The 13,552-nt window shown below is 64.5% G+C and carries 15 protein-coding genes and 2 tRNA genes; 5 read left to right on the top strand and 12 right to left on the bottom strand.

Annotated elements, in window-relative coordinates:
* Positions 1-47 precede the first annotated feature (47 nt).
* Entirely contained in the window at positions 48-971 is a 924-nt protein-coding gene (locus HMI59_RS21425; protein WP_193594150.1) for a DNA adenine methylase, read from the bottom strand.
* Positions 972-1,063: 92 nt separating this feature from the next.
* On the opposite strand from HMI59_RS21425, the gene HMI59_RS21420 reads away from it, so the two are divergent.
* A complete protein-coding gene (locus HMI59_RS21420; protein WP_193594149.1) occupies positions 1,064-1,603 on the top strand; it encodes a hypothetical protein in 540 nt (179 codons plus the stop codon).
* Positions 1,604-1,711: 108 nt separating this feature from the next.
* Positions 1,712-2,878, top strand: coding sequence for a hypothetical protein (locus tag HMI59_RS21415; RefSeq protein ID WP_193594148.1), 1,167 nt, complete (start codon positions 1,712-1,714; stop codon positions 2,876-2,878).
* Between the two features lie 374 nt (positions 2,879-3,252).
* Here HMI59_RS21415 and HMI59_RS21410 read toward each other — a convergent pair.
* The 6 genes from HMI59_RS21410 to HMI59_RS21385 all read right to left on the bottom strand — a co-directional run bounded on the left by HMI59_RS21410 (position 3,253) and on the right by HMI59_RS21385 (position 7,208).
* Positions 3,253-3,327 (bottom strand) — tRNA-Ser (locus tag HMI59_RS21410).
* 855 nt (positions 3,328-4,182) lie between these two features.
* Positions 4,183-5,784 (bottom strand): Na+/H+ antiporter, encoded by a 1,602-nt coding sequence (locus HMI59_RS21405; protein ID WP_193594147.1) that lies wholly within the window; start codon positions 5,782-5,784, stop codon positions 4,183-4,185.
* A gap of 98 nt (positions 5,785-5,882) precedes the next feature.
* Positions 5,883-5,956, bottom strand: a tRNA-Asp gene (locus HMI59_RS21400).
* A gap of 415 nt (positions 5,957-6,371) precedes the next feature.
* On the bottom strand, positions 6,372-6,752 hold the full coding sequence (locus HMI59_RS21395) for a hypothetical protein (protein ID WP_193594146.1): 381 nt from the start codon (positions 6,750-6,752) through the stop codon (positions 6,372-6,374).
* Between the two features lie 31 nt (positions 6,753-6,783).
* A complete protein-coding gene (locus HMI59_RS21390) occupies positions 6,784-6,951 on the bottom strand; it encodes a hypothetical protein (protein ID WP_193594145.1) in 168 nt (55 codons plus the stop codon).
* A gap of 2 nt (positions 6,952-6,953) precedes the next feature.
* Complete coding sequence (locus tag HMI59_RS21385; protein ID WP_193594144.1) at positions 6,954-7,208, bottom strand: hypothetical protein; 255 nt, start codon at positions 7,206-7,208, stop codon at positions 6,954-6,956.
* Positions 7,209-7,290: 82 nt separating this feature from the next.
* Here HMI59_RS21385 and HMI59_RS21380 point away from each other — a divergent pair, with 82 nt between their 5' ends.
* Complete coding sequence (locus HMI59_RS21380) at positions 7,291-7,695, top strand: hypothetical protein (RefSeq protein WP_193594143.1); 405 nt, start codon at positions 7,291-7,293, stop codon at positions 7,693-7,695.
* A gap of 77 nt (positions 7,696-7,772) precedes the next feature.
* Here HMI59_RS21380 and HMI59_RS21375 read toward each other — a convergent pair whose 3' ends face one another.
* Positions 7,773-8,159, bottom strand: coding sequence for a hypothetical protein (locus HMI59_RS21375; RefSeq protein WP_193594142.1), 387 nt, complete (start codon positions 8,157-8,159; stop codon positions 7,773-7,775).
* Between the two features lie 122 nt (positions 8,160-8,281).
* Complete coding sequence (locus HMI59_RS21370) at positions 8,282-10,024, bottom strand: S8 family peptidase (RefSeq protein WP_193594141.1); 1,743 nt, start codon at positions 10,022-10,024, stop codon at positions 8,282-8,284.
* A gap of 242 nt (positions 10,025-10,266) precedes the next feature.
* On the opposite strand from HMI59_RS21370, the gene HMI59_RS21365 reads away from it, so the two are divergent.
* Both HMI59_RS21365 and HMI59_RS21360 read left to right on the top strand, forming a co-directional pair.
* A complete protein-coding gene (locus HMI59_RS21365; RefSeq protein ID WP_193594140.1) occupies positions 10,267-10,551 on the top strand; it encodes an HU family DNA-binding protein in 285 nt (94 codons plus the stop codon).
* Between the two features lie 100 nt (positions 10,552-10,651).
* A complete protein-coding gene (locus HMI59_RS21360; protein ID WP_193594139.1) occupies positions 10,652-11,323 on the top strand; it encodes an endonuclease/exonuclease/phosphatase family protein in 672 nt (223 codons plus the stop codon).
* A gap of 184 nt (positions 11,324-11,507) precedes the next feature.
* On the opposite strand, the gene HMI59_RS21355 is transcribed toward HMI59_RS21360, so the two are convergent.
* The 3 genes from HMI59_RS21355 to HMI59_RS21345 form a co-directional block, all read right to left on the bottom strand.
* Positions 11,508-11,969, bottom strand: a complete 462-nt coding sequence (locus HMI59_RS21355) for a tRNA-dihydrouridine synthase (protein WP_227471703.1) — start codon at positions 11,967-11,969, stop codon at positions 11,508-11,510.
* Positions 11,970-12,001: 32 nt separating this feature from the next.
* On the bottom strand, positions 12,002-12,718 hold the full coding sequence (locus HMI59_RS21350) for a J domain-containing protein (RefSeq protein WP_193594138.1): 717 nt from the start codon (positions 12,716-12,718) through the stop codon (positions 12,002-12,004).
* A gap of 307 nt (positions 12,719-13,025) precedes the next feature.
* Positions 13,026-13,523, bottom strand: coding sequence for a hypothetical protein (locus HMI59_RS21345; protein ID WP_227471702.1), 498 nt, complete (start codon positions 13,521-13,523; stop codon positions 13,026-13,028).
* Positions 13,524-13,552: the final 29 nt, after the last annotated feature.

The raw sequence follows: 13,552 nt of genomic DNA, 5'->3' as shown, positions 1-13,552 counted from the left end.
ATGTGTGCGGCAGTCCATGCCCCGCTCAACGAGACCTGGCCATGCGCCTACGCGGCGAGACGATACACGTGGCCCCTGCCGAGCGGGTTGACGGCAGGCAGGTCCATGCCGGGGCCAAGGACGAGGTATTCGGTCCCGACGCGGGAGCTTCCGGCGGTGTGCGGGATGTCGAATTCGACGACGTGGGAACCCGGATACAGCAATGGGACGCGGGGGTGGGCGTCGTAGGTAAGCAGCCAGGGAGTTGTCAGCCGGTTCAGCGCGCGGGCCAGGCGCTGGTGCAGGTCATCGTCCATGCCGACGGCGTAGAGGTCGTTGCCGACGCCGATGTAGGGCGGGTCAACGAAGCAGAAGACTTCGTCCTGGACACCCGAGTCGGGGAGGTCCTCGAGAAAGGAGATGCCGTCACCGGCGAATACTTTGAACCGGTCCCCCAGTGCGTGAACAGCGCGGATCCGGTCGGCCAGGGCGCCAGCGTTGAAGCGGGCGGCGATGGTGTGCTGGCCGGCCTGCATTTTGCCGCCGATCGGGCCGACGCTGGGGAGGATCATTCCGGAGCGGGAGCACCGGTTCAGGATGAAGGCGGACAGGCCCAAATCGAAGACGTTGAGGTGTTCACCCGCCAGCGCGGCACCCACGTTCTCCCTGGATTCCTGGAACAGGGCCAGTGTCGGAATGGTCCGCTCGACGCGGGCGGCCAGAGCCGGTCCGTCATTCATCACGGTGGTCCAGAACGCGGCCAGGGCCGGGTTGGCTTCAACGATCCAGGCTTCCGGTACTTTGCCGGTGCACAACGCCGTGAGGGCTGCACCGGCGCCGCCGCCGAACGGCTCCAGCCAGATCTCGACGTCCATGGGACCCAGCAGGCCCTCGAAGGTGTCGGTGAGCCAGGGAGCCATACGGGCTTTGCCGCCGGGATAACGCAACGGTGAAGCGTAGCGGGAACGGGCAGATGTCCGGGGTGGTGTCATGGCAACAATGTGTGCGGCCTGTCCTCGCACGCTCCCCGGTCTTCAACGCTACGATTCATTCGGGGGTTGGCCCCGCCGACGAAAGAGGGACCGTGCCGGAGCGCAACACCACGACATTCCAGGATTCTCTCGTCGGCTGGTCTGAAGCGGCTGTGCCCGTGCTGCAGGAAGTGGCACGGACGTACGGTAACCACATCACCTACAAGGACCTCGCCACCCGCGTATTCGACATCACCGGGGTGCGCACCGACATGCTAGTCAACAACCTGAGTTCAATGCTTCTTGGGAAGGTGATCCGCATCTGTCGCGAGCAGAGCCTGCCGTCCCTCACGTCCCTTGTCGTCACTGCCGCGGACGGGACTGTCGGTCCCGGTTTCGACGAGGCCCTGCGGGCGGCGGGCAAGGATATTCCGGAGAGCCCCCTGGAGCGGGAACGGGCCGCGGCCGCTGAGCGACTGGAGTGCTACCGGGTCTACTGCCCGGATGTGCCGGCCGACGCAGTCCCCCAGTTGACCCCGAAGTACGAGGCGAGGGTGAACCCGGTGAAGAAGGAGGCACCGAGGCTGAGGCCGGTGTGCTCTGTCCACGGCATCCAGCTGCCGGCCACGGGGATCTGCGACGACTGCGCCTAAGGCTTCACGATCAGCAACCTGCGCTGGCCCTGCCCTCCCCTGGCTGCGCTTCGTCCGTGCTGGCCGCACACAAAGAGTGAGTAGCCACTCCGATCGAAGGGCCCTCCCATGAACAGCCTTAGCCGCAACCGTGTCCAGCGCGGCATCCCGACCGGCGGCCAGTTTGCCGCCGAACAGCACAGCGACCCGACTATCACGCTCAGCGCTCCCCCTGCCAGGAATTGGGGCGAGGTGAACCTGCAGGAAGGCTCCCGGACACCGTGGGGCCAGGCGCAGGAAGTCCGCCACTACGCCCCGGGAATCGCCGTCGTGACCTGCGCGGGGCACGGCGGCATCAAGCTGTCTCCGGAACGCAACCGTGAGGTCCCGCCCTCCCTCCGCCGCAGCTCGGGCTGGTATGAGGAGGACTGCGAATTTCAGATCGCCGGCATGTACTTTCCGGAGGAAACCCGGCCACGCGCAGCCACCGGACACACCCGGGACTGGGAGCTTGATGAATGGAAGGACTACTGCCGGTCCAGCGTCCGCGGCTGGTTCCCGGACGGGTATGAGAAGGCCACCGGCGAGACAGTCCTGCCCGGCCAATCCAGCGTCCGCGACCGTGAGACGTGGCTCGCTGCGCACGTCGACGATTGGGTGTGCCGGTCGGCGACCAACCTCGGCGACGGTACGGTGGCGGTGACCGCCACCCGCCAGGGCGAGGAGAAGCGGTTCGTGGTGCCCCGTGACGAGTACAGCACCCGCACCGAGAACAAAGAGCTGGGCGCCCAGGGGACCTTCATCGTTGACCCGGCCCGGCACCGCGAGCTGCCTCCGGAGCCGGTGAAGCCGAAGACGGCGGCGCCACGCTTCCATGGGGTGGACACGTCCGGACTGACTGACCTGCAGCGAAGCCGTGCCAACAACGAGCTGTGCAAACGCTGGCGGTCCGAGGACGGGCGTGTCCGCACCATGCGGGAGATCATCGAAGAAGAAGGCATCACCGGCAAGACCGCTTACACGGCCAACGGGAAGACGGAATACCACCTGTCCTCTTACGCGAATGTTGAAGACAGCAGCGGCTACAGCTTCCCCGTTTCGAAGGCGCTCTGGGACGCGGTGGACGCGCCGGACCGGCGCACCGCAGCGCAGCGGGCAGGGCAGAGAGCAGACCGTGCATACGAGCGGTGGCAGAACGCGGACTGGAGCGACCGCAAAAGGGCCAAGGCCGCGTACGAGAAGCTCGCAGCTGAAGCGGAGCAGGCCCGGGCCCAGGAGCGTGAAGCCGCCCAGTAGCCTGCCCCAAGATCAGCCCCGGAGCGAGTTCGATGCTCCGGGGCTGATCTGTTTCCTCATCGGTCCACATCGAACCGCGAAATTGAGGGACGCGCCGGATTCGAACCGGCGTCTCCAGGGCATAGGCCCGGCGCATTCACCCGATGGCGGTGCTGCCCCCGTACATCAAGCTGGCATCGAAGCCAGCGGTCAGCCATTGCCTTCCAGGCCCACGCCGTCATGTACCGGACACCGCTCTATGCGAGCGTCCCGTGTCGCAGTCCCCCAATCCCGCAGGTGGCACTCTTTCTCTACCCACGCACACACCTGGGCGTGCCGGACAGAAGCGGGGACTGCTTGGAAGGCGGCGCGTGTGCGAGACGGACGCCTTCCCGTTGCTTCGAGGGGACTCGAACCCCTAACCTCCGGCCGCAGCAGGACCGGTGCTCCGCCAATTGAGCTACAAAGCACGCCAGTGTTTTCGTTCCGGCCGTCGCCGCGGATGGATTGTCTGCCACCCGTGAAGCCCCCGGCCCTTGGTAGCTTCGCTGGCCATCTTCCCCTTGTACTTCGGGGTTCGGTGTCAGCTCGGCAAGGGACGGCAGGTATTCTTCGAGCCCGTTGCTGGGATTGCACCAGCACGCCTGTCTAAGGGGGTAGACGACCCCCGGCGCAGTCTTCCAATGACACACGGGCATGAGAGCACCCGGAGGTGCTTCGTAGCAGGGGCGGGGCTCGAACCCGCCTACCCCGGCCCGTCGGCAGACGGTCCAAGGTCACACCATCCGGTGCGGGCGTTGCCATGGACGCCTTCCCTGCAGCCATTCATTTAGCGTGGGGTCTTAGAAGCCTGCCCTGCCGGACCGGCCAACCGCACGGGACGTATCGCCGTTTCCTGCGCCGCTGTCAGTATTTGTGCTGCCGCCAAGAACGGGTGATCAAGTCCCGCTGGCAACGGACCCCAGGTCAGCAGTATCGGGGTCCAGCGCGGACCGGCACCCCACGACGGATGCACCTCGGAGCTAAAACTCCGGCTCTGCCTTTGAGCTACGGTCCTTGGCTCTGGCCGGCCCGAAGCCGAAATTCCCTACCCCTCGCTGCGCACCGTGCCTAGGAGCTGCGCAGCTACTCTTCAAGTTCAACGGCGCTGGCAGCCGGACGGGCTCGACCGGCCCCTCGCTTGCGCTGGCGGGGTCCTGCATCGCCCTGTTCGGCATACGCCGTTCCAGAGCGGGCCGTCCCGGAATTGAACCGGACCGCGGTGAGCGGTTCCACATCGGCCCTGCCAGGTTCCTTTCCCTGGCGTAGGTTTCTTTATCTGCCACTCATGTGTGCGGCAATACGAGAAGCTCTCTCCGCTCCCCTACCTCCTGCAGGATGACGGTGCGAAGGTCGAGGCGGCGGAGCACCCGGTCAGCGATCTCGGGGTCCACGTCGGGCTCATTCCGGGCATCCGCAATTTCCTGGCGGGCGGCGTCAAGGGCGATGGTTCGGATGGCGATTTCCGAGTCGTGGCGGCTGCGGGCGTCGGCAGGAGATGGAGCTGCGTCAATGACGAGGTCTTCACTCAGGCGTTTGATGCCACGTTCGATGACCTCCTGGCGCTGGTGTGGAAGGTCGTGCAGGAACGGGGCGTTGTGCAGTGCGGCCAGGGCAGCCTCTTCGGCCCGCTGGGCGAGGACCAGTTCGGCTTCGTGTTCGGCAGCCGGTGATTCCCGCATCCTCAGCTTGCGCATCAGCCACGGCAGGGTGGATCCGGGAATGACCAGGGTCGTGAAGAGCACGGCTACAGCCGTCAGGACGATCTGGTCTCGGGCCGGGAACGGCGAACCGTCCGCGATGTGTTCCGGCATAGCCAGGGCAAGGGCGAGGGTGGCGAGCCCGCGCATTCCGCACCAGGTCAGCAGGAGGACGTCCTTGGGCCCGTTCGGGGGCAGGCCGTCGTTGCGGCGGCGGTTGAACGGCACCAGCAGGGCAAGCCAGACAGCCCGGATGAGAACCACGACCGCGCAAATGACGGCGGCGTTGCCGAGCATGGGCAGCAAGCGGCCCCCGGCGTCGTGAATGACGGTCCGGCTGACCAGACCGATGAGGCCGAACGCCAGCCCAGTGGCGAGGAGTTCGGTGACGTCCCAGAACGCGCTTCCCGTGATGCGCTCGGCGGCGTCCTGGGGTCGTGAGCGACGTTTGATCTCCAGAGCGGTCACGACGACGGCGATCACACCGGAGGCGTGCAATTCCTCGGCGAGGATGTACACCGCGAAAGGAACCACCAGGGTCACCGCACTGCGGGCTGTCGATGAATCGATGACACCGATCAGCTTCTTGGCCGCCCAGGCCATGGAGAGGCCCAGGGCCACCGCGACCACGGAGCCGGTCACGAATTTCACCGCCAGCCAGCCGTCCACATCGTGGCCTGCCACGGCGGCCGCCACAGCGGTCTGGAAGATGACGATTGCAGCAGCGTCGTTGAACAGGCCCTCGCTTTGCAGGACGGTGAGCAGCCTCCGGGGCATGTGGACGCGGCCAGCCACGGACTCGACGGCCACGGGGTCCGGCGGTGCGACCATGGCACCGAGGGCGATGGCAGCGGGAAGGCCGATGCCTGGAATGAGCAGCCAGGCGGCTCCGGCGACCACGGCGACTGTGGCCACAACAAGTCCGATGGCGAGGAGTATGACGCTGCGCCACCGGATACGGAACACCGACCATGACGTCTTTTTCGCGGTTGCGTACAGCAGTGGCGGAAGAAACAGCGGCAGGATCAGTTCGGGCTCGAGGTGCAGCTCCGGGATTCCCGGAATGAAAGCCATGCCAAGGGCGATGACGACCATCAGGACCGGGTACGGCAGGTGCAGCCTGTCCCCGAGGCTGACAGCGATCACCGTGGCCAGCAGCAGTCCGATGATCAGAGCGAGCTCGTGCATGTACTTCTCCTCGCATGTGGGAAAGGCCGGCGCCTGTGACAGGCGCCGGCCTTGGCTTAGGCCCCGGCGGACCGGGGTTGTGCCGGGAGGCACTGATGCGGCTCTGACGGGACTTGAACCCGCGGCCTCCGCCGTGACAGGGCGGCGCGCTAACCAGCTGCGCTACAGAACCAGATGGTCGGTGGTGGAAGACACCGACCGGACCCAGGTCCCGCCTGCCGGCGGGGACGAGGGAAGTGGTGCTCTGGTCAGCTTTGACGCTGAAATCCCCTAGCCCTATTACGCGTCTTTACCGGTGTCCGCGCTTTTACTCTTCAAGTTCAACGGCGCAGATAGCTCGGGCGGTGCCGATGCTTCCCCCGCTTGCGCTGACGGGTATGACATCGTCCTGCCCGGCATACGCCGTTCCAGACCGTGGGCCGTTCCGGAATCGAACCGGTCCGTAGTTGCGGATCCACATCAGCCCTGCCGGTTTCCTTGTCCCGGCGTTGGTTTCTTTATCTGCCACTCATGTGTGCGGCGTCCGGTAACTCTCTCACCGCTGGTCAGCCTGTGACTGCTGCACGCGTTCAAGGACTGTCCCAATCTCAGCTTCCCGGGACTCCAGCCGCAACACGTGGCGCCCCGGTCTTGCCGCCCTTGGGTTTGGGGAGTTCGACGCCATGGAATTCGAGGTATTCGCGGATCTCTTCTGACCGGTCCGCGCTGCGGGCCTTCATCAGCAGATCGATCAGGTGGGCAGGGACGGTGTAGCCGGTTTGCGTGTAGGACGCCAGAGGCAAGGTGCCGGGGAGGTCGTTGATCTTGTAGCTGAGAATCTTGCCGTCGAGGACGAGTCCGTCGAGGGCTGCTTGCCAGGTTTGGTTGTCGATGCCTTCTGCTTCGCCTTCGTGGAACATCTCGTCCCGGACCAGGCGGGTCACCACCCCGTTGCCTTCCAGGAGCCGGGTATTCAAACCCCGCAGCATGAGGCAGCAGAAGGTGCCTCACCAACAGCGTTCACGGGACGTAGTCGGGCAGAGGTGCCTTGTAGACGTAGAGCACTTCGAGTGCGAGCCGCTGCCCTTTGAGTCGCCATGCGTCAGCCGCGGCCTGTTCCACGGTGCGGCCGGCCAGGTACCTCTCCCCTGCCAGTCTGGCGAGGGAGGCTGCCTCTGCGAAATTCACTTTCAGATCCGACTCGCGCCAGTTTTCGCGGTGGGCGATGAATTCGCTGCGCAGGTGCCATTGCTGCGGCCCTCCCAGCCGCGCAGGAAGTCCAGCCAGTTGGCGCGCTCTGCCTCTGGCATGCCACGGACATCGTCTGTGGCGGCCGCGATCAGGTTTACGTTGAGCCGGTAACGGTTGCAGGACGGAAGCCAAGGCCAGAGTGCTTTGCACCCGGGATGATCGTCGTTGTGAACGTGTGTCGTTGACTGCGTCATGGCTCCTATGTGTCCGGCGCACCGAAGAGCCCTTCCCAATGCCCCGCTGCTAGGCTTCGAGCAAACAACGATTAGGGGCACCGTGACAGAGCGCAGCGAATCAGACTGGCAAGAACTCACTGCCGAAGGCCGGCGCATCCTGTGGGGTGTAGCCCGCAATGGGAAGCTGATCGACTATGGGGAGTTCAACGACCAGCTGGCCGAGGCCACCGGCCTGCTCTCATTTGACCTGTCCACGGACCGTGGCCGTGCAGACATCAGTAACCTCCTGGTGCGCATCCACAACCTTGACTGGGACGAGTCCAAGCCGTACATGCTGACGTCACTGGTGAAGCTCAGCGGAGGCAACCACCCTGGCAGGGGGTTCTTTACCCTGGCCAGCAGCAAGGGCCTCTATGCCCCGGACGTGCCGGAGGACGCGTTCTGGTCAGATCAGGTACGTCGGGCGCACGAAGCACACCGGAGGGTCAGGCCGGTCAGGGGTTAGGCTGTCCTGGCTACGCGTGGCGCTTTGACCGCAGCAAGTCCAGCTTCTCCCTTGTCTGGCCCGCACGATCCGACCTGCTACTGGAGCTTCCCGCCGAGTTTGTCCTGCAGGTCCTTGATCTCCAACTCCGGCCCCCTGACCGACCAGTTGGGGCCAACCAGGACAGCTTCCCTGTCTTTCTTGAATTTCACGTCTTGGGCAACCATTTTGTTGAGAGCTGCAGTGTTGTCGAAAGTGACCAGCACGGTGTTGGCTCCACAGGTGGTGGCCTGCCAGCCCTGGTCTGCCTTGGCGTCCTGGGTCGGCTTGTCCTCGCACTTCGGGTCTTTCACGACTCCCGAGGCTATGTAGGCGTCGCGCAGATCCATGACGTCCTTATAGGACGCATCCTTCGTGATGGTGGTGCCGCAGCCGGCAAGCATGGCGGCGCAGGCCGCAGCGGCGGTAATGACTCGGATCTTCATAGGTCCCCCATGTCAAAGGCTGCCGGAACGGCAGTATATATCGGTCAGAACTTTATACGAGCCGCGGCGCGGGACGCGCTGAGCAACGCGCGGGCCGCGTAACGCTGCATCTGCTTCGAGTTTCACGGTGCAGTCGGTGGGCCCACTGGAGTGACTCGCTTCCGGGTGCGGTACACCAGCACCACGACGCAGAGCAGGAGCCCTGTGGCAACGGCCCAGACCACCACGCTGCTTCGCCCCGGTGATGCCTGACTAGCCTCCGCTCCGCCGCTGGGCTCAAGATTGACACTCGTGGCAGGTTTATGCCTGGCCTCGTCAGGCAGTACCGGAGTGGCGGCAGGTTCCATGCCAACGACGGAGGTGTCATTGTTGTCCTGGCTCGTGACGGGCACGGGCGGTGCGGGCTCTGCGGTGGCCGCAGCCTGCGGCTCCAGAGCGGCAGGCGGCCGGGCAGGTCCAATAGGTGTGGCGGCGGCTGTCGGGTCTGGAGCGGGGCCAGCCGAGTCACGAGACATGATGCCTCCGGAGCGGCCGCCATCAATTGGCGCAGTGCCCGTTGGATCGGTGGATGCGGCCGTGCTGCTGCTGGAGGCGGTCCTACCGAGCCCGCAGTAGCTGCCTACTCCAGCCCAGGCGTCTCCCAGTTTGAGGGCTGCGCAGTTGGGTGGGGGCGGAGGCTTGCCGGGAATGTAGAGAAACCGGTTCGGGGTCGATCCTTTGTTAGCGCCGACGACCCCTATCGTGGCGTTGTTGATCATGATCCGGTGCACGTCCGCCGGCGACAAGCCTCGATTGCGTGACAAGAGTACCGCTGCCGCTCCTGAAACGTGCGGCGCGGCCATAGATGTGCCGCTGAGGGTGTTGAAGCCTGTGGGTGAGTTGTTCCAGGCAGACCGGATGGACACTCCGGGAGCCTGGATGTCGACACATGAGCCGTAATCAGACCAAGTTGCCTGGTTGTCGTTGATGTCCGTGGCTGCCACCGTGATCGCTGCCGGGATGCGTGCCGGTGAGGCGCCGCAGGCGTCCACTCCGTCATTGCCTGCTGCGGCCACGACGGTGATGCCGTCGTTGATGGCGCTCTTCACCGCCTGGTCGAAGCTGTCGCTGAGAAAGCCACCGATGCTCATGTTCATGACGGCTGGCTGACCGGCCACGTGGTGGGCAACAGCCCAGTCGATGCCGGCGATGGCTGTGGAGTTCCAGCCGCTGCCATCGCATTCGACGACGCGTACAGAGATGATGTTGGCCTTCTTGGCAATGCCGTAGGTTGTTCCAGCCGCGGTGCCTGCGGTGTGGGTGCCGTGGCCATTGCAGTCGTTGGCGCCTTTGCCGTCGTTGATGCCGGTCCAGTTGGCGGCGATCCTGCCGGTGAACTCTGTATGGGACATGTTCAGGCCGGTGTCGATGACGTAGATGTTGACTCCTGCTCCTTCGCTGCCGAGGGAGTATTGCCCGTCGCGGCCGGTGCGCTGGTCGACGCGATCAAGTCCCCAGATGGAGGTCGCCCCGGTGATGGAGACTCGGATGTCCTGCTCAACGGATGCCACGCTGCCGGAGGTTTTCACGGCGTCGATCTCGGCGGGCGTGGCGACGACGACCGATGCTTTCATGGCGTGGGAGAGCGTGTCCTTGACCTCGATCCCCTTTTGCTTCAACGAGTCGGACTCCGCTTCGGCGTTCGCCTCGCTGCCGTACTTTACGATGTACCGCTTCTCGCCGTCGGGCAGGGCAGTCGTGGAACCGGAAGGCGCGGTGGCACCCGTGTCTGCGGCGGTGGCCGGCGGCGCCAGTCTGGGCAGGACTGCGCTTGCGATGGTCAGCAGGAAGCCAACCAGAATGATACCGATGAGACGCTTTTTCATGCGGAGGCTTTCGGTCGAGTGGCACCGGATTGAATGGCGCCGGTGGCACGGCAACCTTCATCTGGCTCACAGCCTATGTGTGCGGCATCAGCTCGAGCGGTCACCATGACGCACTGAATTGCCCAAAAAGCCCCATCCTGAGCCGTTAATACGGCTCCGCACGGCGTGGCAGCTGATTTGAGCCCCATGTGCGGGTGGTACGTTCCGTCAGGAAAGAACCACCAATCAGGAGGAGTTACACCATGGCCATCAACCGCTCAGAACTCGTCGATCAGGTCGCCGGCAAGGCGGGCGCCGCCAAGACCGACGTCAACAAGATCCTCGACGGGCTGTTCGACGTCTTCACCGAGTCGCTGACCAACGGCGAGAAGATCACCATCCCGGGCTGGCTTGCAGTGGAGCGCACCGATCGCGCCGCCCGCACTGGCCGCAACCCGCAGACCGGCGAAACGATCGAGATCGCCGCAGGCCACTCCGTGAAGCTGACGGCCGGATCCAAGCTGAAGGCCGCGGTTTCCAGCAAATAGGCCGGAAGAAAGGGGGCGGAAGGACATCCTCCCGTCCCCTTTCGCTTGCCATCCGGACCAGGGATAGGATTCTCGGGTCTTCTAAACCAAAGGGTGTTGAATGCGGATCGTCTCCTGGAATTGCTCGATGGCGCTCTACAAGAAGCGCCACTTGCTGGATGAGCTGGCACCTGACGTTGCCGTCCTCCAAGAAGTCTCGAAAAAGGACATCGAGGGCGGGAACTACCCCTTCGCTGCGTGGGTGGGTTCCAACCCGCACAAGGGCCTCGGAGTGATCGGGTTCAGCCCGGGCAGCTACAGGATGACCGAGCCGGGCGACCGCGGGCTGCCGTGGCATCTGCCTTTCAGCGTCGATGGCCTCAACGTCGTCGCCCTCTGGGCTCACCAGCTGGACAAGGACCTGAAGTATGTCCGGGTGACCCACAAGATCGTGGACCAACATGCCCGGTTCCTGGGGACGGGACGGGCGATGATCGTCGGTGATTTCAACAGCAACACCGTCTGGGATCATCAACATCGCGGCAGGAACCATTCGATGCTGGTCGATAAGCTCCGCGGTATCGGGTTGGACAGCGTCTATCACCGCCAGCATCAGAGCGCCCATGGCGCGGAGCAGGCCAAGACCTTCTTCCACAACTGGGACCGTGACCTGGGACACCATATCGACTACGCCTTCGTCTCCTCCGGCGTCGAAGCCAAGGTGACCGTCGGTGAGATCGAGCACTGGCTGCCATACAGTGACCACATGCCGCTGGTCATCGATCTGGACTGAGCTGGTCCAGAGACAGCTAGCGCCGTCCGTTTTGCAAATGGAGGAGGGGTCTGCCCGAAGACAAGGCGAGAGTCCCCGCCGCTCAGCAGCAGGCCGTGACTGGAAAGACCAGGCGCATGTCTCCGGCGCACCGCCCGCCAGGGATCCATCGCCGATCAGGGTGTGGAAAAGATGCGCTTCATGGTCAGCCTCCCGTACTTCCGCCCTTGGCGGTGCCGCCGAAACCGCCGCGGGACACACCCGTAGAACCCTTGGACGAGACGCCGCTCTTGGCGGTCGCCCCGGAGGGAATCGAATCTGTGCCTCCGGTAAGTGGGGCCCCGACGGCGGGGATGGAGCGGGAATCGGCGGAACCGCTGCTACCCATCGGCAGGAAGTACCAGCCGTAGTGTCCACTGGAACGGCCCTGATCAGAGCACTTGTCGTCCTCTACTCTTTGCTGGGTGGCTTTGTCCTGGCAGGTCTGGGCGTAATCAGCATCGATCACTGAACCACCGGGAGCGCATCCGGTCAGGACGGCACTGGCCAGGACGGCCGAAATTCCAAGAATGACGTTGCCGGAACTCCGGCCTCCTGTTGCTGCCTCTCGGGGCAGTCGGTCCGCCGTCGTGGTGCCAGCATTCGCGGGCATAGTGGGGGTGCTCATGTTTGCCATGTGTGCGGTGCCGCCGGCTGCCCTCACCGTACCCATGCCCTGATGTCATCCCGGAGCCTCACGGCCAGGCCGATCACGAAGCTGAGAATGATCCCGGTAACCAGCGCTGGGATCCAGATGTCGGTGGATCCGGTGGCAGTAATGAAGGCGAAGCCTCCTGAAATGACCGCGCAGCCGAACGGTGTCTTGAGTGCTGTGCTGATGTCATCAGCGACGGCGGCGACGAGGGTTCCGAAGGCCCACAGCAGGGCGTAGACGATGGCCGGGAGTCCTTGGAATGTGAGAAGGCGGATGCCTTGCTTCGGTTGTACAAGCTGCCAGAGCTGGATTTCCTGGAACAGCCAATAGCCGCCGAGCGCCGCAAAGACGGCAACGATGAGCCCGATCTTGATCCGCCGGATTTTCACCTGCGGGGCCGACGGTGAGGGCTGCGGGACTGCGGCGTCATACTCCTCCGGATCGTACTGGCCCTGCGTTTCATCCTGGTAGGACGCCTGAGAGCCGGCGTACGCTGCAGGTTCTGGCTGCGGTGCAGCGACAGGATTCAGTTCATGATCGTAGGCTGCCCGCTTCAGCGGGTCGGACAGCGTCTCGTAGGCGTCCTGGACGGAGCGGAACAGCGGCGTCATGTCTTCACCGTTGCGGTCCGGGTGGGTCTTCGCGGCAAGCTTCCGGTAGGCCTTCTTGATTTCCTCCGGTGTCGCATCTTCCTTGATGCCGAGCACGTCGTAGCGGTTCATGACAGCCATCCTGCGGGCAGTGCGTAGCGGACTGTCAACGGCTGGCGAGAGGTGCTTTTCATGGTCGGGCCTTTCAATGGCTTCTACCTTGAAATATGCGTAGATATTCCGGGCACGGCTGTTCTGACCGGGGCCCATTTGCCCCCAGCTGTCAGATGTCTTGGTAGTCTCCGGAACTCCGCTCAGGCACCCCTGCATGCTGCCGAACATCATGTCGGTCATCCCGGTGGGGTCGCCACCACACGGGATGGAGTTCTCCCGCCGGCGTCTGCCGTGTGTGCGGCGTAAAGAGTTCTGATGCCCGTACTCAGGAGCCGGCGGCCGCAGCGGCGGCTTCAAGTGCCCCGGCCATGGCCTGCACCTGGGGTTCGGGCAGGCATCCCGTCCCGGCTCCCGGTTCGTAGGGCTCAGGTGTGGGGATGAGGTCGGTGGCGAAGTAGGTCTTCCCCGTGGCGGACCGGCTGACGGTGACGAAGCATGTACCGCCCGTCCCTGCCTGGGTTGCAAAGCGGCGAGGGCCGGCCGCGGCGCGGTATGCCGGCATGTGCCCACCGGCTTCGAGTCCGGTCAGGTCCATGAAACGGCCGTCCATGATTTTTGCCAGTTGCTGGGCGGTTCCAACTTGCGCTGCGTTCTGCTGCGCGGCCGCGTCGTGGGCCGCCCCGATGAGCTGGCTGGACGAGGTCACAGCTACCCCTCCGACCGCGCCGGTGACAACGAGCCCCACCAGGGCTCCGGTGGTGTTGATGGCCCCTGTCTCGGGTTTCAGGGATCGCGCGAGTCTGTGGCAGAACTGAAGCAGCATCTTCGAACCTCACACCTCGGGACGTTAGA

Source organism: Paenarthrobacter sp. YJN-5, assembly GCF_015040095.1.
Classification (GTDB): Bacteria; Actinomycetota; Actinomycetes; order Actinomycetales; family Micrococcaceae; genus Arthrobacter; species Arthrobacter ureafaciens.
This window is presented reverse-complemented; position numbering and strand designations above follow the sequence as displayed.

Coding starts and splice junctions, on each gene's coding strand:
- HMI59_RS21425 (WP_193594150.1), bottom strand. CDS start 971: ATGACACCACCCCGGACATCTGCCCGTTCCCGCTACGCTTCACCGTTG.
- HMI59_RS21415 (WP_193594148.1), top strand. CDS start 1,712: ATGAACAGCCTTAGCCGCAACCGTGTCCAGCGCGGCATCCCGACCGGC.
- HMI59_RS21405 (WP_193594147.1), bottom strand. CDS start 5,784: ATGCACGAGCTCGCTCTGATCATCGGACTGCTGCTGGCCACGGTGATC.
- HMI59_RS21395 (WP_193594146.1), bottom strand. CDS start 6,752: ATGCTGCGGGGTTTGAATACCCGGCTCCTGGAAGGCAACGGGGTGGTG.
- HMI59_RS21385 (WP_193594144.1), bottom strand. CDS start 7,208: ATGACGCAGTCAACGACACACGTTCACAACGACGATCATCCCGGGTGC.
- HMI59_RS21375 (WP_193594142.1), bottom strand. CDS start 8,159: ATGAAGATCCGAGTCATTACCGCCGCTGCGGCCTGCGCCGCCATGCTT.
- HMI59_RS21370 (WP_193594141.1), bottom strand. CDS start 10,024: ATGAAAAAGCGTCTCATCGGTATCATTCTGGTTGGCTTCCTGCTGACC.
- HMI59_RS21365 (WP_193594140.1), top strand. CDS start 10,267: ATGGCCATCAACCGCTCAGAACTCGTCGATCAGGTCGCCGGCAAGGCG.
- HMI59_RS21360 (WP_193594139.1), top strand. CDS start 10,652: ATGCGGATCGTCTCCTGGAATTGCTCGATGGCGCTCTACAAGAAGCGC.
- HMI59_RS21355 (WP_227471703.1), bottom strand. CDS start 11,969: ATGAGCACCCCCACTATGCCCGCGAATGCTGGCACCACGACGGCGGAC.
- HMI59_RS21350 (WP_193594138.1), bottom strand. CDS start 12,718: ATGAACCGCTACGACGTGCTCGGCATCAAGGAAGATGCGACACCGGAG.
- HMI59_RS21345 (WP_227471702.1), bottom strand. CDS start 13,523: ATGCTGCTTCAGTTCTGCCACAGACTCGCGCGATCCCTGAAACCCGAG.